This is a genomic window from Streptomyces sp. NPDC001902, assembly GCF_042891295.1.
GTDB lineage: Bacteria > Actinomycetota > Actinomycetes > Streptomycetales > Streptomycetaceae > Actinacidiphila.
On record NZ_JBIATA010000006.1, the window covers coordinates 272,737 to 295,478 of the forward strand.

Below are 22,742 nucleotides of genomic sequence, written 5' to 3' on the forward strand. Positions count from 1 at the left end.
GGAGGGCCGGCGGCGGGAACGGGGGTCAGGAACGACAGAGGGAGGCGGCCACGCGCTGCAGGTCGATGTGCGCGCGGGAGTAGAGCAGGGGTGCGCGGTGTGGGGCGGGGACCACGAGGGACGCGCGGGACGGCGTCGGCACGGACCTCACCTCCGCTCTGTCCGGATGCGGCGGGCGGCACGGCGCGCCCGTACTTCTCCTGCCAACGGAACGCCTTCCCTAGCCGGTCTGTTCCCCCGGGCCGCCCGGGGTTCGCAGGAAGAGGAAGGTCGTCCGGCGGCGCAGGGTGAACCCGATCGACTCGTAGAGCCGGATCGCACCGGTGTTGACGGCGGCGGCATGCAGGAACGGGGTCTCCCGGCGGTCCCTGATCCCCGCGGCGACGGCCCGTACCAGCCGGGTCGCCAGGCCCCGGCCACGGTGACCGGGGTGGGTGCACACCGCGCTGATCTCCGTCCATCCCGGGGTCCGCAGTCGTTCCCCGGCCATGGCGACCAGCCGTCCGCCGTCCCGGATGCCGAGGTAGGTGCCGAGTTCGACGGTCCTGGGGAGGAAGGGGCCCGGCTTGGTGAGGGCGATGAGTTCCAGGATCTCGGGGACGTCGGCGGCGCCCAGTCGCACCGCCTCCGGGGCGTGTTCGGCGCGAAGCGAGGTGTCGACGAGCTGCACCCCCATCCCGCCCTCGACGAGTTCCCATCCGTCCGGCGGCTGCTGGGCGCCGGTGACCGCGACGGCGGCCCCCGGCCCGGCGAGCACGGTCAGGTCCGCCCAGGCCCGCGGATCGGCCGGGTCGGACAGCGCGGTGAACGGGGAGACGTCGGCGGGGTAGCGGGCGGCGAGGCCGACGCGCTCGGCGAACCGGGCGTGCGGACCGGTGAGTGCCGCCCAGGCGGGGTTGTCCAGGACGTGCGGTGCCGCCGGGCTGTGCGGACGGTCCGCGGGGATGCTGAGGGACATGGCTGCCGGATCTCCGTACGGTCATGCGGCGGACGGGGCGTCAGGAGTTGTCGAGCGGCAGTCCGGGCGGGTTGACCTCCGAGGTGCCGACGGCCTCGTTGGACAGGTTCCAGGCGGCGAGCCACTTGGCGTACTGCCCGTTCTCGATCAGGTGGTTGACCGCGGCCGCGACCGGCTTCGCGAGCCCGCTGTCCTTCTTCGCGGTCGCGGCGATCAGGCCCTGCAGGCTCGCACCGGCGCCGGAGAACTTGCCCGCGTTGCGGGTGGGGTGGGGGGTCGTGGCGACCTGGGTGATGTGGTAGGCGATGCCGGGGTTGGGGCCGAAGTAGGCGTCGATCTTCCCGCCGCTGAGCGCCAGATAGGTGCTGTTGTTGTCGGGGAAGTACTTGACGGTCAGCTCCTTGCCCTCCGTCCGGAGCTTCTTCCGCCACTCCAGGAGGATCTTCTCCTGGTTGGTGCCGGAGCCGACCGCGACGGTCCTCCCGGCGAGGTTCCGGTAGTCGTCGGCGAAGTTCCAGGTGCTGTCCTTGAGGACCTCGAAGGCCAGGTTGTCCTCCCGGTAGGAGGCGAACTCATACTTCCGCTTGCGTTCCTCGGTGTCGGTGACGTTGGAGAAGGCCACGTCGACCTTGCCGCTGTCGATGCCGACGAAGAGGTTCTCCCACGTCGAGTTCTTGAGCCGGGGCTCGAGTCCCAGCACCGCCGCGACCAGACGGCCGAGGTCGGGCTCGGCGCCGGTGAGGGTCTTCTGGTCGCCGCCGACGTACGCCAGCGGCGCGAAGCCGGCGGGCAGCGCGCCGACGCCGATGACCAGCTCGCCCTTGTCGGCGACGGCCTTGGGCAGTCCGGCGCTGATGGACTTCACCTCCGTCACCTTCAGCGTGGTCTCCTTGGCCGCGCCGTTGGACAGGCTGCCCACGGTGACCGTTCCGGTGGAGGATCCCGCGCCGATGGTGGCGGAGGCCTCGCTGTCGCTCCCGCAGGCGGCGAGTCCGCCGGCGAGGAGGGTGAGGGCGGCGGTGGCCGTCAGGGTACGGATGAGTCTGCCGCGAGGGCGAAGAGTGCGCATGGCCGTCCTTGTCCGTCGTCTGTCGTTCGTCGTTCGTCGTTCGTCGTTCGTCGTTCGTCGTTCGGTGGTCCGTGGAGCGCGGGGAAGCGGTCAGAGGACCTTGCTGAGGAATTCCTTCGTCCGCTCGTGTTCGGGGTGGTTCAGCACCCGCTCGGGCGGGCCCTGTTCGACGATCCGGCCCTCGTCGAGGAAGACGACGCGGTCGGCGACCTCCCGGGCGAAGCCGATCTCGTGGGTGACGATCACGAGGGTGGTGCCGCTGGTGGCCAGGTCCTTGATGACGGATAGCACCTCGCCGACGAGCTCCGGGTCGAGGGCGGAGGTGGGTTCGTCGAAGAGGATCACGCCGGGGCGCAGGGCGAGGGCCCGGGCGATGGCCACGCGCTGCTGCTGGCCACCGGACAACTGCCGGGGATAGGCCGCGGTCCGGTCGGCCAGCCCCACCCGGCCGAGCAGGGTGCGGGCCAGCTCGCGCGCCTCCGGCTTGCGCAGCCGGCCGGTCGCCACCGGGGCGGCGGCCACGTTGTCCAGCACGGTGAGGTGCGGGAAGAGGTTGAAGTTCTGGAAGACGAAGCCGATCCGGCTGCGCTGGGTGAGGATCACCCGCTCGCTCAGTTCCCTGAGGCGGGTGCCGTGCCGGCGTACGCCGATGAGCTCCCCGTCCAGACTGACGTGACCGGCCTCGGGCTTCTCCAGGTGGTTGATGACCCGCAGCAGCGTGGACTTGCCGGATCCGGACGGCCCGATGACGACGGTGACCTCCCCGGGCCGGACCGTCAGGCTGATCCCGTCCAGCACCCGGTGGGCGCCGTACCACTTGTGCACGTCGTGGACCTCGACGGCGGCCGGCCGTATGTCGGTGGTCATGTCGCGGTCTCCGTCCGGACGCGGGCCCGCAGGTCGCCCAGGGCGATCCGCAGTTTCTGCAGGGGGGTCGGCGGGACGGTGCGCAGCGCGCCGCGCGAGTAGTGCCGCTCGACGTAGAACTGGACGACGGAGACGACGCTGGTGAGGATCACGTACCAGACGGTGGCGACCAGCAGCAGCGGCACGATGTCGCCGGGGTAGGTGCTGCCCATGCTCTGGACCGAGCCGAACAGGTCGAGCAGCGAGACGTAGAAGACCAGCGAGGTCCCCTTGATCAGCCCGATGAGCTGGTTGACGTAGTTGGGGACGACGGACCGCAATGCCTGCGGAAGCACGATCCTGGCGAACTGGTAGCGCTTGGGCAGGCCGAGTGCGGCGGCCGCCTCGTGCTGGCCCTGGTCCACCGAGAGGATTCCGGCCCTCACCACCTCGGAGGCGTAGGCCGCCTCGTTCAGGCTCAGACCCACGACGGCCACCACCAAGTCGGTGGCGAGCCTGGACTCGTCGAAGGTGAGGAAGGCCGGCCCGAAGGGCACGCCCAGGCTCAACGTCTGGTACAGCGCACTGAAGTTGTACAGGAACAGCAGCACGACGATGAGCGGCACCGAGCGGAACAGCCAGGTGTACGTCCAGCTGACGGCGCGCAGCACGGGGCTGCCGGAGAGCCTGGCCAGTGCGAGCGCGATCCCGCCGAGCAGGCCGAGCACCGCGCTGTACGCGGCCACCTCCAGGGTGATGAGCAGCCCGTCCAGGATCAACGGCCGGACGAACCAGTACGCGAAGCGGTCCCACTGGTAGAAGGGGTTGGTCACCAGGCCGTGGGCGATCTGGGCGACGAGCACGAGCACGACCGCGGTGGCGATCCAGCGTCCGCGCCGCCGCAGCGGCAACACCCGCTGTGCGGTGGGGGGTCGTGGTGCGGGGAGCGTTCCGCCGGCGGGCGTTCCGGGCGGGGGCGGCACCGGCCGGGAGGACACGGCGATGCCGGGTGGTTCGGTCATGGGGGACTCCAGCGGTTCGGTACGCCCCGGTCGCGCACGCGGCAGCGGCCCCGCCGGGATCGGGTGTCCGGCGGGCGTGGCGATGGGACGGGGAGGCGGGCGGAGCGGGCCCGGGCGGGCCCGGGCGGGTCCGGGCGGGAGGGCACGCCGCCGCGTCAGCGGCGGGGGCCGGGGTTCAGGAAGCCGTCAGCCTTGACAGAGGGCGCGACAGTGCGCGGTACACGCGCAACAGGAGGCACCGGGGACGTGGTGCGCGGCGACGGGGAGCCGCGGGTGCGACGGGACGCGGCCGTGGGGCCGCTGTGCGGCCGTCCCCGGGGCTGCGTGCATCGTCGTCACCGTCACCGTTCCGCCCCGCGGGGCCTCGCGTCCACCGTCGTCATCGGACCGTCCGGTCCGGTCGTCATCCGGGGCGTCCCACCGCGACACGGGGGCCGCCGGCCGGCGAGCCGGGCTCGCGCCGGAGCTCATGACCGATCTGCGGCGTAAGTTAGGCACGGCCCCGTGGGAATGTCAACGACGCCGTCTCACATCGTGAGCGGTCCGATGAGACGCGTACGCGTCCCTTGACGCACGGGGTTTGACGACTCGACACTGATGGGCAGGTCACGATCGTCAGCGCCCACCACACCGCCCCGCGGCACGGTGGGTCATCGGCCCCGGCCCGCTGACCGGCAACCCTCACATCGCGGTGGGGTGCCCCGGGTGACGACCTGGTCCCGTCGGCGCGGCGGGGCAAGCGCGGTCCCGCGTCCTGCGGGCCCCGAGCCGGGGAGGTGGACATGCCCAGGGCACGAGCCCTCCTCCTCACCCGACGTCTGCACATCGACTTCCTGCGCGTCTGCAGCTCGTTCGGCGCGGCCGGCTGACCTCCACCCAGGACCTTCAGCCGTCCCGCCGCCGGTGCCCCCAGGGGGCGACCGGCGGCCCGCCACGCCTTGGAGAGGGCATGACCGAGACGATCCCGCTCGACCCCGCACTCCACGCCTCCTGTTCGGCTCTGCCGCGCGCGTCCCGTCCCGACCGCTTCCGCAGCCGCATCGGTGTCGACCTCGCCGGCGGCTTCTACCCCGCGCCACGCCGGTACGAGCTGTTCCTGTCGCCGGGGTGCCCGCTCTCGCAACGGGTCGCCATCACCCTCGACCTGCTGGGGCTGCGGGACTCCGTCGTCACGACGCCCGTCCCTGCGGGAGCCGTCGGCGACACCGCCCTCGCCGCGCTGCGCGCGGCCTACGAGGCCACGTGGCACCACTACGACGGACCGCTCACCGTGCCCGCGCTGTGCGACCGGTGGACCGGGCGGGTCGTCAGCAACCACACCCCGGACATCCTCGGCGACCTCGCGGGCCGCCTCGGCGCCGAGGGCTGCGCCTCCGTACCCCCGCTGTGTCCCCCGGCCCTCCTGCCCGACATCGAGGCCCTCCGGCACACGGTCGACACGGGCGTGACGAGAGCCGCCGAACTGGCCGCGGACGGGGCACCGGCCGACCGTGACGCAGCCCTGCGGACCCTGCACGCCACCCTCGACCTGCTGGACCGCCGGCTGGCCTGCGGGCCCTACGTCCTGGGTGGCCACCTGACCGCCGCCGACGTCGACGTGTGGGTGGCCCTCTCCCACCTCGCGAGCGGTCTGCTCTGCTCCTACGGCCGCCTCACGGCGTACGTCGCCCGTCTCGGCGGGCACCCGGCGTTCCGTGCGCAGCGGACGGCCGCCGCGCTCGCGTCCGCCCCCTGACGCACGCAGCCGTCCCCGCCCTCGCCAGGGGGGCGGAGGTCGGGGACGGCTGCATGGGTCCGCGGGTCCGGCCGCTCAGGCGTCCTCGGCCGGAAGGGCGTACAGACCGGGGAGGTTGACCACGACGGCCTCCTGGGTGCTGCGGGCGATGACGACCACGGCCTCCTGCGCGGGGTCGGGGTTCTCCTCGCGGTGCGGCACGAACGGGGGGACGAAGACGTAGTCGCCGGGCGAGGTGCGCAGGCGCACCTCCTCGGGCGCGTCGCCCGAGTCGTCCAGGAAGACGAACTCGGGGTGCCCGCTCACCACGTAGATCGCGGTCTCGGACGCGCCGTGGTGGTGGTCGGAGGACGCCGTCGCCGGGGCCACGTGGGTCTGGCCCATCCACAGCTTCTCGGAGCCCACGGTCCGTCCGCTGACGGCGGCGAACCTGCGCATCCCGCCGGTCTGCGCCGTCCCGCCGTCCAGGGCGCCCGCGCGGATGTGGTGCAGCCGGGTCCGCAGGGGCGCAGCCGCCTGCCCGGGCGCGTCGTGGAGATGGGGGTGGAAGCCTTCACCGGGGTTCGTCAGGGGCTCGCTCATGGCCGGGACGCTAGAGCGGCCCCGAAAAGGATGTCAAGAAGTGTCCTTTGTGCTTCACCTGCGGCAATGCTGCCGCAATGTACGGAGCACGGCGGCCGAACCCCCGGGCCGGGCGGGCCGGTTGGGGCATGATGGGCCCATGCATATCTCCGCGAAGGCGGACTACGCCACGCGGGCTCTGCTGGAGCTCGCCTGTGAGCCTGCCCGCCCCCTGACCTGCGAGGCCATCGCCTCCGCGCAGCAGATCCCGTTCCGCTTCCTGAAGTCCGTGGTGAGCGAACTGCGCAAGGCCGGGCTGGTGCGCAGTCAGCGCGGCTGCGAGGGCGGCTACTGGCTCGGCCGGCCCGCCGGCGAGATCACCCTGCTGGACGTGGCGCGCGCCGTGGACGGCGAGTTGATCACCCTGCGGGGGGAGTCGCTGGCCGGGCTCGGCTACCCCGGTCCGGCCGCCGGGCTGCCCGAAGTGTGGCGCCAGGTCGAGGCGGGCGCGGCGGCGGTCCTCGGCGGGGTGACCCTCGCCTCGCTCCTGCCCGCGGCCGCCGCGGAGCGGCTGGACCGGAAGGGAGCCGCGTGACGGCCCCGCCTGCCCCGCCCGCCGTGGAGGTGGTGGAGTACACCGATCCGCTGTGCCCCTGGGCCTGGGGTTCGGAACCGGTGTTCCGCAGGCTGCGGGCCGCGCTGGGCGGCCGGGTGCGCTGGCGCCGCGTGCACGGCGTCCTGTTCGACGCCGACGACGACCCAGCCCCCGACCCGGCCGCGGAGACCGCCTGGTACGCGCGGCACGTCGAGGAGATCAGCGCGCACACCCGGGCGCCGCGGGCGCAGCGGCTGAGCCGGGTGGCGGCCAGCTCCTGGCCCGCCTCGCTGGCCGCCAAGGCGGCCGAGCTGCAGGGCGAGGAGGTGGCCGGGCGGGTGCTGCGCCGGCTCCGGGAGACCGTGTTCGTGCTCGGGGAGCCGGCCGACACGCCCGCGCTCGCACTGGCCGCGGTACGGGGCGCGCCGGGACTGGACCCGGTACGGCTCGCGGCCGACGCGGCGGCCGACGACGTCCTGGCGCGGGTACGGGCCGACCGGGCGGAGGCACGGCGCCCGGTGCGCGAGGCGCTGGCGGCGCGCGGCCCGTCGCCGCACCCCGGAGCGGCGAAGGAGACCGGCGGCGGATACCGGTACGCGCTGCCGACGCTGCTCGTACGCGCCCCGGCCGGGCGGCGCGTGGTGCCCGGCTGGCGGCCCTACGAGGAGTACGCCTCCGCCGTCGAGGAGTTGTGCCCGGGACTGCTGCGGACCCCGGATCCGCTGCCGCCGGACGAGGCGCTGCGGCGCTACCGGAGCCTCACCGATCCCGAGCGGGCCCTCCTGGTCACCGGGGCCTGGCCGCCACCGGAGGCGGTCCGGGTGGACACCGGGAACGGCCCCCTGTGGCTGCACCCCGAGGAGGCCGCGACGCACCCGGCCACCGCTCGCGGTGCTCGCGCCGTGCGCTGACCGGGCTCTGATCCGCCGTCACGGACCCGTCCCGCCAAATGAGACACCAATTGGTGTCTATTGACAGCCGCTCGCGGCGCTCGCCAGGATGAGCAGCATGCTCACGACGCACCCCGGTGTGGTGTGCCGCTACGTGGACCTGCGGCGCACCTGCAGCGCCCTCTGTCGCTGACCGGCCGCCTCCCACGGCCCACAGGCGCCTGACCGCATCCGTCAGCACCGGCCGCGCCGCCGCCCCGTCGAGCCGCGCCCGCCGTCCGCGCCGCCCCTTCCGCGCTTCGCCGCCTTCTCCCACCGCATCCCGGTGAGCCCCCGCGTACCCCCGAACGCCCTGCCCTGAGCGCGGCGTGCCCGGCGTCTGCCCGCCAGACCCCGTCGGCACGGCCGTACCGGCACGGGACGGCGTCGGGCGCGGGTGCGCGCCGCCGTGCCCGCCGCCACGCCCCCGCCTGCCCTGAGCCGGTCCGGGGGCCCTCGAAGAAAGCACCCACATGCCCGGACGACTCACGCCCAGCCGCCCCGGACCCGCCTCCCCTGCCGCCCGGCGCCCGGGCCGGCTGCGCACCGCGGCCCTCGGAACCGCCCTCGCCTCCGTCCTCGTCCCCGCCCTCGGCGCGTGCGGCGGCGGCGCCGGCGCGTCGACGGGGAGCGCCACACTGAAGTGGGCCTCCTCCTACTTCCCCGCCCACTGGGACCCGGTGGTCTCCGGCAGCGGCGCCCAGTTCCGCGAACTCGCCCTGGTCTACGCCTCGTTGACGCGTACCGACGAGAACGGCAAGGCCGTCCCCGACCTCGCGAAGAGCTGGGAGTACAACGACAAGGGTGACGAGATCACCTTCCACCTCCGCCCCGGCCTGAAGTTCAGCGACGGCGAGCCGGTCGACGCGGCGGCGGTCAAGGCGGCGATCGAGCGGGCCAAGAAGCAGAAGAACTCGGCGCTCTTCGGCGACCTGACCTCGATCGCTTCGGTGGACGCCAACGGTCTGGACGCGGTCGTCCACCTCACCCAGGTCGACTACCAGATACCGCAGTTGCTCGGTGAGCGCGTCCTGCAGATCGCCAGCCCCAAGGCGGCCGCGGCCCCGCAGAAGCTGGACCAGCACCCCGTTGGCGCCGGTCCGTTCGTGGTGGAGCAGCTGATCCCCGGCACCAAGGTGCTGCTCAAGAAGAACCCGGACTACTGGGACGCGAAGAACATCCACATCGACGACGTGGAGCTCACCTCCGCCCCCGACGCGTCGACGGTCGTCTCCGGCCTCCAGACCGGCGTCTACAACTTCGCCGACCTCGAACCGAGTCAGGCGGAGGCCGCCGAGAAGGCCGGCCTGGACGTCTTCGTGCAACCCGGCTTCAACGCCTCGAACCTCAGCCTCAATGTCAACAAGGCGCCGTTCGACGACGACAGGGTCGTCGACGCCGTCCGCCACGCGGTCGACCGCAAGGAGTTCGTCGACAAGCTGACCTTCGGCTACGGCGAGGCGACCGACCAGCCCTTCCCGCCGGGGTACGTGGCCTACGACCCGAAGTCCCGGGACCCGTACCCGTACGACCCGGCCACGTCCCGCAAGCTGCTCGCCGAGGCCGGCCACAAGGCGGGCGACATCAAGCTCGACCTCGTCATCCCGGCGGAGGACCCGCAGGCCGAGATCGTGCAGGCGCAGCTGGCCGCGGTCGGCATCACCGTCCGCATCAAGGTCGACAAGAACTGGGCCACCCCGTTCTTCGCCAAGGACCTGACGTTCTCGCTCTACGGCACCACGGGGCGGGACTCAGCGGTGCAGACCCTCACCGCGCACTTCGGGCCCAACGGCCCGCTGAACCTGAGCACCCCGTACGAGCCGGCCGGCTTCGACGCGGCCGTGGCGAAGGTCCGCCGCACGCCGCTGGACTCCCCCGACTACGTGGGGAACCTCCAGGCGGCGACCCGCGCCGGGCTGACGAGCAAGGCCCTGGTCTTCACCTACTCCTCGCCCAACCTCTTCGCCAAGAGCAAGGCGATCTCGGACCTGCCGAAGAACCCGGCCCACATCGACTGGACCGGCGTGACCATCGCCGGCGGCAGCTGACCACCGTCCACCACCGAAGGGGAGGCAACCTCATGACGACGACCGCCGCGCCGGTCGCCCTCACCCCCCGTCGCGGCGTCGCCGCGGCCAGGGCCCGGCACGCCGCGGGCCGGGTCCTGGCCGCCCTCGCCCGGTCCGTCGCGATCATCGTGCCCGTGTTCCTGGTCGCGACCTTCGTGACCTTCGCGCTGCGGGCGCTGAGCGGGCTCAGCCCCGCGCGGATCCAGCTGGGCGAGGACGCGACACCGCAGGCCATCGCCCGGGTCGAGGCCCAGTGGGGGCTCGACCGGCCGTTCCTGGTCCAGTACGGGGACTGGCTCGACGGCATCCTGCACGGGCGGCTCGGCACCAGCTGGGCCAACGGCGCCGACATCTCCACCCTCATCGGGCTCGGCCTGGGCGTCAGCCTCTCGGTCGCGACGCTGGCCCTGCTCATCGGGGTGGTCGTGGGCTTCGCGCTGGGCACGCTGGCGGCGCTGCGCAGCACCACCTGGATCGACCGTGCGATCACCGGATTCGTCACGGTCATCTCGGTGATGCCGGCGTTCGTGGTGGGCATCGTGCTGGTCGTCGTCTTCGCCGTCGGTCTCCACTGGTTCCCCTCCGGCGGCTACGTCCCGGCGGAGCAGGGCGTCGGGCCGTGGCTGGCCCACATCACCCTCCCGGCGATCGCGCTGAGCTTCGACGTGGTCGCCGACGTCGCCCGCCAGCTGCGCGCGGGCCTCGTGGCGGCCCACCGCGAGAACTACGTCACGGGCGCGGTGGTGCGTGGCCTGAGCCCGCGGCGGATCTTCTTCGGTCACGTCCTGCGCAACGGCCTCGGACCGGCGCTCGCCACCCTCGGGCTGAAGTTCCCGGCCCTGGTGGGTGCCTCCGTCGTCACCGAATGGATCTTCGGTCTGCAGGGCTTCGGCAGGTTCGCCAACGACGCCGCCCAGGCCGGGGACGTACCCGCCGTCCAGGGCGTCCTCGTGGTGTCGATCGTCCTGGTCGTCTCCTTCAACCTGATCGTCAACCTGGTGCTGGCGCGCGTGACGCCGGCGTCCCAGCGGGGGGTCTGACCATGGTGCGCCACGTCCTCTCCCTCACCTCCGGCCGGATCGCGGCGGTCGTCCTGACCGTGATCGCGCTGCTGGCGCTGCTCGGTCCCTGGCTCGCACCGCACGATCCCCTGGCCACCAGCGACAACACCCTGGCCGCCGCCTCGGGCTCGCACTGGCTGGGCACGGACTACCTCGGCCGTGACGTCCTCAGCCGGCTCCTGGACGGCTCGCGCGTCAGCGTGCTCGGTTCGCTCGAAGTCGCCCTGACGGCCCTGGTCGTCGGCGCGGTGCCCGGCATCCTGTCCGTCTACTGGGGCCGGGTCTTCGAGTGGGCGACCCTGCGCCTGGCCGACACGCTGGTCTCCCTGCCCTTCCTGCTGTTCGCCGTCGCCGTGGTCGCGCTCCTCGGCAACGGCCTCACCCAGGCCATGCTGGTCACCGGCGTGCTGGTGTCACCGCTGTTCTACCGGGTGGCCCGCGCCGCCACCCTGGCCGTGGCGCGCTCGCCGTACGTGGAGGCGGCGCTCGTCTCCGGTGCCTCGACGGGCTGGATCGTACGCCGCCACGTGTGGGGCAAGATCCTCCCGCCGGTCGCGGTCGCGCTCGCCCAGACCATCGGCGTGGGTTTCGTGATCGTCTCCAGCCTGACCTTCCTCGGCATCGGCGTGCAGCCGCCGGCGCCCACCTGGGGCGGCCTGCTCGCCTCGGACCTGGGCTACCTCAGCCACCAGCCGTGGGCCCCGGTGGCCCCCGCCCTGCTCATCATGGCCACCGTCTGGGCGAGCAACCTGCTCGCCGACGCGATCCGCGACGTCTCCGGCGAGGCGGGACGCGCACTGCTCGACCGCCGCAGGGCCCGCGCCAACCGCCTCGACAAGCCCGACCCCGCCCCCGCCGGAGGTGCGTGATGACGACCGTGTCCGAAGGACTGCTCCCCTTGCCTGCCCCGGGCGCCGCGCCGGGCACCCCGGCACCGCCGGTGCTGTCCCTTCGCGACGTGCGCATCGGCGACCGCGCGGGCGACCGCGAGATCGTCCACGGGGTGAGCGTCGAGCTCGCACCCGGTGAGGCGGTCGGCATCGTCGGGGAGTCCGGCAGCGGCAAGACCCTCACCTGCCGCGCGGCACTCGGCATCCTGCCCGCGCACTTCGAGGTCACCGGTGGGTCGATCGAGATCGACGGCACCGACATCGCCACCCTGACACGGGCTCAGTGGACGGCCCTGCGGGGCGCCACGATCAGCGCGGTCTTCCAGGACCCGGCCTCCTACCTCAACCCCTCGATCCGGGTCGGCCCGCAGATCGCCGAGGTCGTGCGCGCCAAGAAGGGGCAGCGGCGCCGCGAGGCCCGCCGGCAGGCCGTCGAGCTGCTGCGGACGGTGCAACTGCGCGATCCGGAGCTGGTCTACGGCAGTTACCCCCACGAGCTGTCCGGGGGCATGCTCCAGCGCGTCCTGATCGCGGCGGCGATCGCAGCCGGCCCGCGGATCCTCATCGCCGACGAGGCCACCACCGCCCTCGACGTCACCGTCCAGGCCGGGATCCTCGACATGCTCGCCGAACTGCGCGAACAGGCGGGGCTGGCCCTCGTCGTCGTCTCCCACGACCTCGCGGTCGTCGCCCAGCTCTGCGACGAGGTCGTCGTCCTGCGGGAGGGCGAGGTGGTCGAGCAGGGCCCGACCAGCGCGGTGCTGCACGACCCGCGGCACGAGTACACCCGCCTGCTGATCGCCGAACACGAGCAGTACGGCCTGGACACGTTCCTCACCGTGAAGGAGGACGCATGACGACCGGCGAACCGCCGCGGACGACGCCGGCCGACGGTGCGGACCCCGCCGGTCCCGTGCTGGAGATCACCGGCCTCGACGTGCACTACGGCCTGCGCCGCCGGCGCCGCCAGGCACTGCGCGGGGTGTCCCTGACCGTCGCGCCCGGCGAGGCCGTCGGCCTCATCGGCGAGACGGGATCCGGGAAGTCCACCCTGGCCCGGGCCGTGCTGGGCCTGGTGCGCGCCTCGGCCGGGTCGGTCGTCGTCGGCGGGGAGGACGTCGCCCGGCACGGCCCACGCCAGTGGCGCGCCCTGCGCCGCCGAGGCATCGTCCAGTACGTCTTCCAGGACCCCCTGCGCAGCCTCGACCCGGACCTCACCGTCGAGGAGTCCCTCACCGAACCGCTGCTCCTGCAGGGCGTCCCACGCGAGGAGGCGGCCGACCGGGCGCGGGCGTTCCTCCCCCGCGTCCGCCTGCACGAGGAGCTCCTCGGCCGGCTGCCCGGGGAGCTCTCCGGCGGGCAGCGCCAACGGGTCTCGGTGGCCCGGGCGCTGGTCACCGGACCGCGCCTGGTCATCCTCGACGAACCGGTGAGCGCCCTCGACGCGGCCAACCGCGTGCAGGTCCTGGAGATCCTCAAGGAGCTGCGCTCCTCCGGAGTGGCCCTGGTCTTCATCTCCCACGACCTCGGCTCCGTGGCCGGGGTCTGCGACCGCCTCGCCGTGCTCTACCAGGGCGAACTGGTCGAGGTCGGCACCACGCACGACGTCGTCAACCACCCCCGCCATCCCTACACGCGCCTGCTCGTCGGCTCGGCGCCCACCCTGCGTTCCGCCCCGGCGGACCGGGCCGAACGCGAAGCGCTGCGCGCGCTGCTGCGCACCTGACCCCACGACAGACAGGAACAGCCACCATGTCCCGCAGGATCCACCTCGCGCTCCACCCCTACGGCGTCGGCGGCCCCGGCCAGCACGGCCTGTGGAAGGACGCCCGCGTCGCCAAGAACGCCAGCACCGACATCAACTACTACATCGCGCAGGCCAAGGCGGCCGAACACGCCCTCTTCGACGCCCTGTTCATCGTCGACAGCCAGTTCATCAACGCCACCTACCCCGCCCACTACCTCAACCGGCTGGAGCCGCTGACCCTGCTGTCGGCGGTCGCCACGCACACCCGTCACGTCGGACTGGTCGGCACGGCCAGTTCGACGTACAACTCGCCGTTCAACCTCGCCCGCCGCTTCGCCTCGCTCGACCACATCAGCGGCGGCCGCGCCGGCTGGAACGTCGTGACCAGCTTCGACACGGGCACCTCCAGGAACTTCGGGTTCGACGAGCACCTGGACTACGCCTCCCGCTACGGCCGTGCCCTGGAGTTCGTCAAGGTCGCCCGCGGCCTGTGGGACTCCTACGAGGACGACGCCTTCCCGGCCGACGTGGAACGGGGCGTCTTCCTCGACCCGGCCAAGCTGCACGCGCTCGACCACGAGGGCGAGCACTTCAGGGTCGCCGGCCCCCTCAACCTGTCCCGGTCCCCGCAGGGCCAGCCCGTGATCTTCCAGGCCGGCGTCTCCGAGGAGGGCCGCGACCTGGCCGCCCAGGTGGCCGAGGGCATCTACGCGCCCGGGGGCACCCTCCGGCAGGCGCAGGAGTACTACGCCGACATCAAGCAGCGCACCGCTTCCTACGGCCGCGACCCCGACCACATCAAGATCTTCATCCACGGCGGTCCGGTGGTCGCCGCCACCGACGAGGCGGCCCGGCGCCGCGAGCGGGAGATCTTCGAGGAGGACAACGACTTCGACCGCAACCTCGCGCTGCTGGGACGTTCCTTCGGCGCCTACGACTTCAGCGTGCACGACCTGGACGCGCCCTTCCCCGACGTCGCGCACCTCGCCGAGAAGGGCGGACGCACGGGCGCGGCCAGGATCATCGAGCGGGCCCGGGCGGAGAACCTGACCCTGCGCCAGGTCGCCCGGTCGGCCAACGAGTTCCGCACCTCCCCCTTCGTCGGGTCGCCGCGGACCGTCGCCGGCACCATCGAGCAGTGGTTCGACGCCGGCACCTTCGACGGCATCAACCTCGCCTTCCGCACCACCGACGAGCTCGAACTCTTCGTGGACGGCGTCGTGCCCCTCCTCCAGCAGCGCGGCCTGTTCCGCACCGAGTACGAGGCCGACACCCTGCGCGGCAACCTCGGCCTGCCGGTCCCCGCCAACCGCCACACCCACGAGCGCCTGCTCGTGGCCGACTGAGCACGGGACGGGACGGACAAGGCCATGACCACCGAGCACCCGCGCCTGCGACTCGGCTTCCTCACCCACGTGCAGGGCCGCGACGACGACCCGGTCCGCACCTACCGCAACGCCCTGGAACTCTTCGTCGCCGCCGACGAACTCGGCTTCGACGCCGGCTGGGTGGCCCAGCACCACGTCTCCCTCGGCGGCGGGGGACTGTCCTCGCCCTGGACGTTCCTCGCCCACGCCGCGGCACGCACCACCCGGATCCGGCTCGGCACCGCCATCACGATCCTCCCGCTGGAGGACCCGATCCGGCTCGCCGAGGACGTCGCCACCGTCGACACCCTCAGCGGCGGCCGCGTCGAGATCGGCGTGGGCAGCGGCTACAACGGCCTGGAGTACGCCGCCTTCGGCCGGGACGTCGCCCGCAAGCGCGAACTGACCAGCGAACACCTCGACGTACTGCGCAGCGCGCTGGCACGTGAGGAGGTCGGCGCGCCCGGCTTCCGCATCCAGCCGGCCGCCGGCGACTTCGGCGACCGCATCTGGCAGGGCGCCTTCAGCACGCAGGGCGCCGCGTACGCGGCGGCCGCCGGGTCGAACCTCCTGCTCAACCGGGCGGCGTACGGCTTCGACTCCCCGACCGACGCGGTGCAGCGCCCATGGGCGGACGCGTACCTCGACGCCTGGGACCGGCCGCGCCGCCCGCGGATCGGGCTGTCACGGTTCGTGTTCCCGGCCAAGGACCGGCGGACGGCGCTGGGGCAGATCGGCGAGGACGTCCACCGGGCGGCGCTGCGCATGGCGGAGGGCGGCGCCTTCCCGAAGGGCCTGGACCTGGACGAGGCGCTGCGCCGCTTCCACTCCTTCCTCGGGCATCCCGAGGAGATCGTCGCGGCGCTGCGGCGGGAGCGGGTCCTGCCGGTCGCGACCGACCTGATCACCCAGTTCAACCCCGCGGTCCCCGACCACGACGCGGCGTTGCGCGCCCTGGAGCTCATCGCGACCGAAGTGGCGCCGGCGCTGGGCTGGCGGCGCGCGTCCGAACCCGAGCCCCGGCCCGAGCCGGCAGGAGTCTGAGATGACCGAGCAGACCGACCGCATCGACCACGCCGACCACACCGACCACCACGGCCCCGAGGGCCTGCTCGTCCGCGGCACGGTCGTCGTGGTGCCGGGCCGCGGCGAGACACGGGCGACCTACGCCCGCTTCGCGCGGCGGCTGGCCGCCGACGCCTACCGCGTACGGGTCGTCGACCCCCCGGAGCCGGACCCGGACGACCCGGCCGGTTCCCTGACCCGGTTCGGCGAGCGCCTCGCGCACGCCGTCGAGGGCACCGCCGTCGAGGGCACCGCCGCCGAGGGCGCGCCGGCCACCCCCGTCGTCCTGGTGGGCGCCGACTCCGGCGCCGTCGCCGTCGCCGCACTCCTGGGCCGCCCCGGCCGGGCCGGCGTCCGGCCGGACGGCGTCGTCCTCGCAGGGCTTCCCGGCCGTGCGGCCCCTGCCGAGGACGGCGGCTGGGACGGGGAGCTCGACGTCCGCACGTCCTGCCCGACCCACCGCGACACGCTCACCCGGGACCCGCGCGTACGCCGGGGCTCGCTGGGCAAGGCGGTGCCCGACACCCTGCTCACCGCCGCGTACGAGGCCGAACTCGCCCCGCCCGCGCTCTTCCTCGCCGGTGACGCCGACCCGCTCGCCGATCACGACGCGCTCGCACGCGCCGCCAAGTCCCAGCGCCGCGCCCGGCTTTCGGTCGTCCGAGGCGCCCACCACGACGTGCTCAACGACGTACAGCACCGCTCGGTGGCAGCCGAGGTCGTCACCTTCCTGGAGACGCTGCGCAACGGTCTGGTGCCCGTCGTGGCCGTCGAATCCAGCACCTGGTGACCGCGCCGAGGTCCCCGCTCGCCCCCACCCCGCCCGCCCGAACCCGGAAGGTCCCCATGGCCGTCATCCTGTCCGTCTCCGGAAGCCCCTCCGCCACCTCCCGCACCGCACGGCTGCTGCGCCACCTGGACGACCGGCTGCGGCTCCACGGCCACGAGGTGGTCCCCCTGGACGTGCGTACGCTGCCCGCCGACGCCCTGCTCGGCGCCGACGTCCACCACCCGGCCATCACCGGGGCCGCGGCCCTGTTCCAGCGGGCGGACGGGGTGGTGATCGGCACGCCCGTCTACAAGGCCGCCTACTCGGGCCTGCTGAAGTCACTGCTCGACCTGCTCCCGCAGTTCGCCCTCGCCGACAAGACCGTGCTGCCGCTGGCCACCGGGGGCACCACGGCCCACGTCCTGGCCATCGACTACGCGCTGCGCCCGGTGCTGAGCTCCATGGGCGCCGCCCACATCGTCCCGGGGTGGTTCACGCTCGACAAGGACCTCGCCGTGGCCGACGACGGCACGCTGACCGTCGCGCCCGCCACGGCCGAGGCCCTGACGCAGGTCACCGACCGCTTCTCCGCCGCGTTGGGGGGCCGTACGACCGTGCTCGCGCCCACGGGGTGAGCCCCTGTCCGCCGTACGCCGCGCGCGGGGTCACATCACGGGGCCGGCCCCCTGGCACAGGTCGCGGACCGCGGTCACGTGCGGGTGCCAGGGGCGCGTGGCCGGCCCGGTGAGGAGCAACCGCCGTTCCACGCGCGGCAGTACGGGGACGAGGGTGAGGCCGCCGGGCAGCATGCTCCCCGCCAGGGAGGGGACGACCGCGACGCCGAGGCCGGCCTCGACCATGCAGAGCAGCGTGCCCCGTTCACGGATGTGCTGGGTGGGGCGGTACGGAACCCCGGCCCGTGCGTGGAGCTCCCTGAGCTGGCTCTCGGCGCCGGAGGTGGCTGCGGGGCGCCCCCGGGGCCGTGCTGTGCGCCGTCACGTCCGGCGCCGACGACCTGCTGCTCCTCGGCGCGGCCCGGTCCTCGCGGACTCCGGTGGCTGTGCACCGCAGGCCCGTGCAACGGGCCGTCCTGGCGGACGCCGTGTGCGATGTCGTGATCGTCGGCGGACCGCGCCTGCTGCGCCGCTGCCGCAGGCAGGACGCCCGGCTGAGGACACGTCAGCAGCCGGTCCGAGTGCGTACACCGTCTGTGTCCGGACGTCACCGACCCCCGACCCCGGAGGGAACCCCGTATGACCCGAGGGGCCGGCCCCGCTCCCCACGCCGATCCCGGCAGGGCCCGCGATTGCCGGATCTGCCGCGGATGGGGAACGCTCGTCACCGGCCACGACGGCCTCGCCCTGTGCCCGGCCTGCCAACTCCCCAGGCAGCGGTCCGGCCCCGCCGTCCCGCACGCCGAGGACCCTCCCCCGCGGCGCGCCGCCCCCGTACTCCGCGGCAGCCGCGACCGTCCGTTGCCGCTGACGTGGGTAGCGCGGCTTCTGCGGCTCGGCGAACCCGTCGTCCTCGTGGCGGGGGGCGGATCCGGCCCCCTACCGGGTGGCCGGGCCCGGGCGGGACACTGACTGCGCAGTCGTGCCGGGCGGGGGGCGGGTGGGTCCCGCGGCGCGGAGGGGGAAGGGGGACGGGATGGCGGTCGGCTCCACCGAGGTGACGGCTCTGGCGGGATCCCTGACGGCACTCGGCCTGGAACCGGGCGGGGTCGTCCTGGTGCACGCCTCGCTGCGCGGCGCGGGCGGCACCCGCGCGGGCACGATGCTCGACGCGCTGCTACGGGTGCTGGGACCGCGTGGCACGCTGGTGACGCCCAGTTTCACACCCGAGAACTCCGACTCCTCCTCCGCCCACCGGGCGCGTGTGGCGGGGCTGGACCCCCGGGAGGCCGCCGCCGTGCGGGGCGCGATGCCGCCCTTCGATCCGGCGTCCACACCGGCGCCCGGGATGGGGGTGCTCTCGGAGACCCTGCGCACCGTGGAGGGTGCGGTGCGCAGCGCCCATCCGCAGACCTCCTTCGTGGCGTACGGCCCGGCCGGGGACGCCATCACGGCGGAGCACGGCGCCGACTGCCACCTCGGCGAGCGGTCCCCCTTGGCGGCGCTCTACCGGGCCCGTGCCCGGGTCCTGCTCCTCGGTGTCGGGTTCGACGTGTGCAGCGCGTTCCACCTGGCCGAGTACCGGGTGCCCCGGCCGCCCCTGCGCACCTACCGCTGCGTGGTCGTCAGGGGCGGCCGGCGTTCCTGGTGGAGCTACGAGGACGTGGCCCTGGACGACTCGGACTTCGCCGCCCTGGGCGCGGCGTACGAGGCCGAAGGCACGACCAGGACCGGCACCGTGAGCGGGCTCCGGTGCCGGTTGCTCGACCTGCGGGAGGCCGTCGACTTCGCGGTGCGCTGGATGCCCGTGAACCGGCCGCGACGGGCGGGCGCCGGTGCCGGGCCCGGTCCCGGTGCCGGGCCCGGGCTCACCTGAGGCGGTCGAGGGCCCTGCCGGCCCGCAGGAGGTGCAGGTCGTGCCGTACGGCCGCGGGGAGCGCGGCCTCGTCGTACGGCACGCCGTCCAGGAAGTCGCGCAGGCCGACGTCGCCGACGCGCGACATCGTGTACGGCGGAACGGAGTGCCGGGTGAGCACGAGGGGCCCTGGTCCGGCGTGCCCGAGCGCCTCGGCGAAGATCGCGCGCACCCGGTGGAAATGACGTTCCTGGACGCCGCCGATGTCGATGACTCCGACGGCTTCCGCGTCGGAGGGCGTCGTGCCGCCGATTCTTCGCAGCGGCAGCCGGCCGAGGTCGTGCAGCAGCACGTGGGCGGCCGCGTACTCGAGGGTCTGCCGGTCGGAGAGGCTGCCGCCCTTCCCCTGGAGCCGCCGGGCGATCTCCTCGCGCGGCTCCTCCCCGAGCCGGGCGATGGTGTCCTCGATCGGATCCTCCCCCGCGGGCAGGGGGAGGTCGGCGAACAGCCCGTAGTGGCCCGCCATCGGCCCCCGGTCCAGGACGCGGCACAGGTGCTCGGCGAGGAGCCGGCCCTCCTCCGCGACGACCGCGGCGGGCAGGGCGTTGATCCGCGCGCCCAGTTCGCCCACGTAGAGCACCTGCAGGTAGGGCAGCCGGCCCGTGACCGCCTGGACCCGTTCCGCCATGAGCACGGCGGGCAGCACGTAGCTCAGGGCGCGCAGCGGCATGCGCACCGACGCACCGAACACCACCCGCAGGGCCGGAGGTCCGTACACGGCGGCCTTGCCCACCACGTCCAGGAGCGGCTCCACTCCCCCCTCCGGCAGCCCGCGGACGTACCCCTGCAGCCGGGCCGTACGGCCGACGACGGCGTCGAGGAGGGCCGGGCGCACCCGGTTGACCACCCCCGCGGCGGCTCCGTACTCCGAGGGCCGGAACCGGGCCAGGCACGAACGGACGTCCGCCTCGGCGAACGGGACCATGGTGTCCTGTCCCATCAGCGGGATTCCGCGCAGGACCGCGGTCAGCAGGTTCTCCTGCCGCTTGCCCAGGCCCGGGGGCGCGGAAGGGGAGGGCGCCGGCCGCGGGCCGGGACGGGAGAGCGTCGCGGGGTCGACCCCACCCATCAATGAGTCGTACATATAAAGTGATAGCCAGTCATACATGTGCTGCGGAACGGGTCATGACGAGACGTCAGCGGATTCTTCCATGATGACGCCAGTGCGGGCGTCCGTGACCGCGCCCGTTCGTACCGGTTCGGACGGGTGGGGGATGAAGAATACGTACACCTACGCCGTGAGTTACCTGCATGGCAGGGACGAGGCCTGGGTGGCGCGCTTCCTGGACGACCTGGACCGGCGGCTGGGCACCTCCCCGGTCCGTTTCGTCAGGGCGGCCACCGACGGCGGCCGGGGCCCGGCCTCGCCCGGGGTGGCGACGGCGGACCGCGTCCTCGTCCTGTGCTCACCGGCCTACTTCAGCGAGGGCCCCGCGGACGCGGACTGGGCGATGCTGGTCCACCGCACGAGCCTGGACCGGGCCCGCGGGGCGGCGGAGAACGGCATCGTGCTGCCCCTGCTCTGGGAACCCGTGCTCCAGCGGATGCCGGCGGTGGTCGCCGAGGCGGACACGTTCACGGCGGGGCAGCCGCCCGAGTACCGGACCCACGGACTCGCGTTGATGACGATGCAGGCCGCGCGCCACCGGGCCGCCCTCGACGAGGTGCTCGGCAACCTCACCCGATGGCTCACCACCGCTCCCCCCACCGGAAGCGGCCCCGCCCCGCAGGACATCCCCGCCGAACTCCCCCCGGCCCTGACCTCGGACGACACCCGGTTCACCGCCCTGTACCGCGGCCAGCTGACCGGCACCGCGCCCGGACTCACCGGCGGGCGCCCCCTGGGCCGGCGACTGAGCTGGCAGGACGGTCCGTCGCGACGGCACACCCCGTCCGGGGAGCCGGCGGCCGCGGGACGGCGGCTGCTGCTGGTCGGCCCGGCGGGTTCCGGGCGCAGCGCCGTGCTCGGGCACCTGGCGGACCGCGTCGCGGCCGGCCCGAGCGGAGCGCCCTGGGGCTGCCAGGTGGCGTTCACCCTGCGGGCGGACACCGGCGGCCTGCCCTCCCCCGACGGGATCGTCCAGGCGGCCGCCCCCTCGCTGGCCGCCCGGGAGCCCGCGGGCTGGACCGCCCGGCAACTGCGCGGCGGGCGCGCGCTGCTGGCCGTCCACGGCCTGGACCGCGCGCCGGTCCACATGCGCCCCGCGGCCTGGGAATGGCTGCTGCGCACGGCCGAGCACTACCCCGACGCCGTGATCCTGGTGGAGGCCAACGGCAGTTCGGTGCCCTGGCACCGGATCGACGGTGTCTTCACCCCGGTCCTCCTCGACCCCCTCGACCCCGCGGAACGCCAAGCCCTCCTCGCCGGGGGCGATCCCCTCGCCGGCGCCCCCGGCGGCAGGTCCGCGCTCACGGCCCTGGCCGACGACCCGCTGCTCGCCGACGCCGTGCGCTGGCCGTCCGCCGCGGTCGCGGTCCGGCACGCGGCCCGGGCCGCCGGGGACCGCGGGCCGGACCGCATGGATCTGCTGCGCGCCGCGGTGGCCGCCGTCTGGCGCCCCGACCGGGAGGCCGCCAACGCGCGTACCAGGGTGCGCGACAGCGTCCTGCGGGCGGCGGCCGGCGGCCTGGCCGCCGCGACGCTCGGGTCCGGCGACGCCCCGCTCCCGGCCGACACGGCGCTCGACGCGCTGTACGGACTCAACGCGCCCGGCCTCACCGGCAGCGTTCCCCCCGCCCGGCTGCTGTCGCAACTGGCCGACGAGGCGGGCATCCTGTACGCGCCGGCTCCCGCGACGATCGCCTTCGCCGGCGAGTCCGTACGGCAGTACCTCGCGGCGGAGCACCTTGCCACCCACCCCGGCCCCGACGGCGACCGGATCCTCGCCGGGCACCTCGAACGGACGGGGTCCGCCGGGCTCGCCCGTCTGGTCGCCGAACTGAGCGCGGTCCGCAAGTCGCTCCCGGACGTCCCCGGCCTCCTGGAGCACGGTGCCACCGGCCGGCGCCTGACGGCATCGGCGGCGCCGGGGATGCGGGCCACCGGTCCCGTCGTCGTACGGTCCGCGGAGGAACTCGCGGGCCTGGCGGCGCGGCGGGACGCCGCGCCCGAGGTCTGGTGCCAGGGGCCGCTCGGGGAACTGGAGGCAGTGCTGCCCGGGATCCCCGGACTGCGGAGCCTGGTGATCCTGGACCACCCGGAGATGACCGCGGTGCCGGACCTGAGCCGCTGCGTCGCGCTCCGGTCGCTGCGCCTGTCGAACTGCCCCCGGCTGCGCGACCTGACCTCCCTCGGCGCCTCCCCGGTGATGTTCCTGACCATCGCGCCCTGGCTCCCGTCCCTGGACCTGAGCCCGCTTCGGCGTGCGCCCTGGCTACGGAGGATCGACCTGGTGACCGCCGCTCCGCGGGGCGGCGACGACGCCGTCCGCGCCCCGCGCGTCGGGCGTGCCGACGTGCGCGTGCTCGCGCCGCCGGGGCCCCCGGGAGGGCCTCCCGGCCTGTAGATCAGCCGCGACGCGGTCCGTTAC

At 74.1% G+C, this 22,742-nt stretch carries 21 protein-coding genes, 1 pseudogene and 2 riboswitches; of the genes and pseudogenes, 14 read left to right on the forward strand and 8 right to left on the reverse strand.

The genetic code is table 11. From position 1 onward, the window contains the following. Window positions 1-25: 25 nt before the first annotated feature. The 5 genes from ACFYYN_RS13740 to ACFYYN_RS13760 all read right to left on the reverse strand — a co-directional run bounded on the left by ACFYYN_RS13740 (window position 26) and on the right by ACFYYN_RS13760 (window position 3,895). Entirely contained in the window at window positions 26-142 is a 117-nt protein-coding gene (locus ACFYYN_RS13740; RefSeq protein ID WP_500545909.1) for a putative leader peptide, read from the reverse strand. Window positions 143-220: 78 nt separating this feature from the next. Further along, window positions 221-958: a GNAT family N-acetyltransferase gene (locus ACFYYN_RS13745; protein WP_500545910.1), complete on the reverse strand. Its 738-nt coding sequence runs from the start codon at window positions 956-958 to the stop codon at window positions 221-223. Window positions 959-998: 40 nt separating this feature from the next. Then, window positions 999-2,027 carry an ABC transporter substrate-binding protein gene (locus tag ACFYYN_RS13750; RefSeq protein ID WP_500545911.1) on the reverse strand — a complete coding sequence of 343 codons (1,029 nt, stop codon included), beginning with the start codon at window positions 2,025-2,027 and terminating at the stop codon, window positions 999-1,001. A 90-nt stretch (window positions 2,028-2,117) separates the two neighbouring features. After that, window positions 2,118-2,894, reverse strand: a complete 777-nt coding sequence (locus ACFYYN_RS13755; protein WP_500545912.1) for an amino acid ABC transporter ATP-binding protein — start codon at window positions 2,892-2,894, stop codon at window positions 2,118-2,120. Further along, on the reverse strand, window positions 2,891-3,895 hold the full coding sequence (locus tag ACFYYN_RS13760; RefSeq protein ID WP_500545913.1) for an amino acid ABC transporter permease: 1,005 nt from the start codon (window positions 3,893-3,895) through the stop codon (window positions 2,891-2,893). The genes ACFYYN_RS13755 and ACFYYN_RS13760 overlap by 4 nt, the downstream gene beginning before the upstream one ends. 361 nt (window positions 3,896-4,256) lie before the next feature. After that, window positions 4,257-4,370, reverse strand: a riboswitch (SAM riboswitch). A gap of 169 nt (window positions 4,371-4,539) precedes the next feature. Next, window positions 4,540-4,643: riboswitch (SAM riboswitch) on the forward strand. Between the two features lie 201 nt (window positions 4,644-4,844). Here ACFYYN_RS13760 and ACFYYN_RS13765 point away from each other — a divergent pair. After that, window positions 4,845-5,630 carry a glutathione S-transferase C-terminal domain-containing protein gene (locus tag ACFYYN_RS13765; protein ID WP_500545914.1) on the forward strand — a complete coding sequence of 262 codons (786 nt, stop codon included), beginning with the start codon at window positions 4,845-4,847 and terminating at the stop codon, window positions 5,628-5,630. Between the two features lie 75 nt (window positions 5,631-5,705). On the opposite strand, the gene ACFYYN_RS13770 is transcribed toward ACFYYN_RS13765, so the two are convergent. Further along, window positions 5,706-6,212, reverse strand: a complete 507-nt coding sequence (locus tag ACFYYN_RS13770; protein WP_500323463.1) for a cupin domain-containing protein — start codon at window positions 6,210-6,212, stop codon at window positions 5,706-5,708. Between the two features lie 139 nt (window positions 6,213-6,351). On the opposite strand from ACFYYN_RS13770, the gene ACFYYN_RS13775 reads away from it, so the two are divergent. The 11 genes from ACFYYN_RS13775 (at window position 6,352) to ssuE (ending at window position 17,318) form a co-directional block, all read left to right on the forward strand. After that, window positions 6,352-6,786, forward strand: a complete 435-nt coding sequence (locus tag ACFYYN_RS13775) for an RrF2 family transcriptional regulator (protein WP_500545915.1) — start codon at window positions 6,352-6,354, stop codon at window positions 6,784-6,786. Beyond that, window positions 6,783-7,697 (forward strand): DsbA family oxidoreductase, encoded by a 915-nt coding sequence (locus tag ACFYYN_RS13780; protein ID WP_500545916.1) that lies wholly within the window; start codon window positions 6,783-6,785, stop codon window positions 7,695-7,697. Before ACFYYN_RS13775 ends, ACFYYN_RS13780 begins: the two co-directional genes overlap by 4 nt. 491 nt (window positions 7,698-8,188) lie before the next feature. Then, on the forward strand, window positions 8,189-9,763 hold the full coding sequence (locus tag ACFYYN_RS13785; protein ID WP_500545917.1) for an ABC transporter substrate-binding protein: 1,575 nt from the start codon (window positions 8,189-8,191) through the stop codon (window positions 9,761-9,763). A gap of 32 nt (window positions 9,764-9,795) precedes the next feature. Further along, window positions 9,796-10,824 carry an ABC transporter permease gene (locus ACFYYN_RS13790; RefSeq protein WP_386996051.1) on the forward strand — a complete coding sequence of 343 codons (1,029 nt, stop codon included), beginning with the start codon at window positions 9,796-9,798 and terminating at the stop codon, window positions 10,822-10,824. Between the two features lie 2 nt (window positions 10,825-10,826). Beyond that, a complete protein-coding gene (locus ACFYYN_RS13795; RefSeq protein ID WP_500545918.1) occupies window positions 10,827-11,714 on the forward strand; it encodes an ABC transporter permease in 888 nt (295 codons plus the stop codon). Next, on the forward strand, window positions 11,714-12,592 hold the full coding sequence (locus tag ACFYYN_RS13800) for an ABC transporter ATP-binding protein (RefSeq protein WP_500545919.1): 879 nt from the start codon (window positions 11,714-11,716) through the stop codon (window positions 12,590-12,592). Before ACFYYN_RS13795 ends, ACFYYN_RS13800 begins: the two co-directional genes overlap by 1 nt. After that, complete coding sequence (locus ACFYYN_RS13805) at window positions 12,589-13,461, forward strand: ABC transporter ATP-binding protein (protein WP_500545920.1); 873 nt, start codon at window positions 12,589-12,591, stop codon at window positions 13,459-13,461. Before ACFYYN_RS13800 ends, ACFYYN_RS13805 begins: the two co-directional genes overlap by 4 nt. A gap of 26 nt (window positions 13,462-13,487) precedes the next feature. Continuing rightward, entirely contained in the window at window positions 13,488-14,828 is a 1,341-nt protein-coding gene (locus tag ACFYYN_RS13810; protein ID WP_500545921.1) for an NtaA/DmoA family FMN-dependent monooxygenase, read from the forward strand. A 24-nt stretch (window positions 14,829-14,852) separates the two neighbouring features. Then, window positions 14,853-15,893, forward strand: a complete 1,041-nt coding sequence (locus ACFYYN_RS13815; protein WP_500545922.1) for an LLM class flavin-dependent oxidoreductase — start codon at window positions 14,853-14,855, stop codon at window positions 15,891-15,893. Window position 15,894: 1 nt separating this feature from the next. Beyond that, on the forward strand, window positions 15,895-16,704 hold the full coding sequence (locus ACFYYN_RS13820; RefSeq protein ID WP_500545923.1) for an alpha/beta hydrolase: 810 nt from the start codon (window positions 15,895-15,897) through the stop codon (window positions 16,702-16,704). Window positions 16,705-16,760: 56 nt separating this feature from the next. Then, window positions 16,761-17,318: an NADPH-dependent FMN reductase gene (gene ssuE, locus ACFYYN_RS13825; protein WP_500545924.1), complete on the forward strand. Its 558-nt coding sequence runs from the start codon at window positions 16,761-16,763 to the stop codon at window positions 17,316-17,318. Window positions 17,319-17,348: 30 nt separating this feature from the next. Here ssuE and ACFYYN_RS13830 read toward each other — a convergent pair. Next, window positions 17,349-17,627 (reverse strand): annotated as a pseudogene (locus ACFYYN_RS13830) (LysR substrate-binding domain-containing protein); the annotation flags it as partial. Window positions 17,628-18,333: 706 nt separating this feature from the next. On the opposite strand from ACFYYN_RS13830, the gene ACFYYN_RS13835 reads away from it, so the two are divergent. Next, window positions 18,334-19,173 (forward strand): AAC(3) family N-acetyltransferase, encoded by an 840-nt coding sequence (locus ACFYYN_RS13835; protein WP_500545925.1) that lies wholly within the window; start codon window positions 18,334-18,336, stop codon window positions 19,171-19,173. On the opposite strand, the gene ACFYYN_RS13840 is transcribed toward ACFYYN_RS13835, so the two are convergent. Then, window positions 19,166-20,281 (reverse strand): hypothetical protein, encoded by a 1,116-nt coding sequence (locus ACFYYN_RS13840; protein WP_500545926.1) that lies wholly within the window; start codon window positions 20,279-20,281, stop codon window positions 19,166-19,168. The two genes, ACFYYN_RS13835 and ACFYYN_RS13840, sit on opposite strands and share 8 nt — an antisense overlap. 169 nt (window positions 20,282-20,450) lie before the next feature. Here ACFYYN_RS13840 and ACFYYN_RS13845 point away from each other — a divergent pair, with 169 nt between their 5' ends. Next, window positions 20,451-22,718 carry a large ATP-binding protein gene (locus tag ACFYYN_RS13845; protein ID WP_500545927.1) on the forward strand — a complete coding sequence of 756 codons (2,268 nt, stop codon included), beginning with the start codon at window positions 20,451-20,453 and terminating at the stop codon, window positions 22,716-22,718. Window positions 22,719-22,742: the final 24 nt, after the last annotated feature.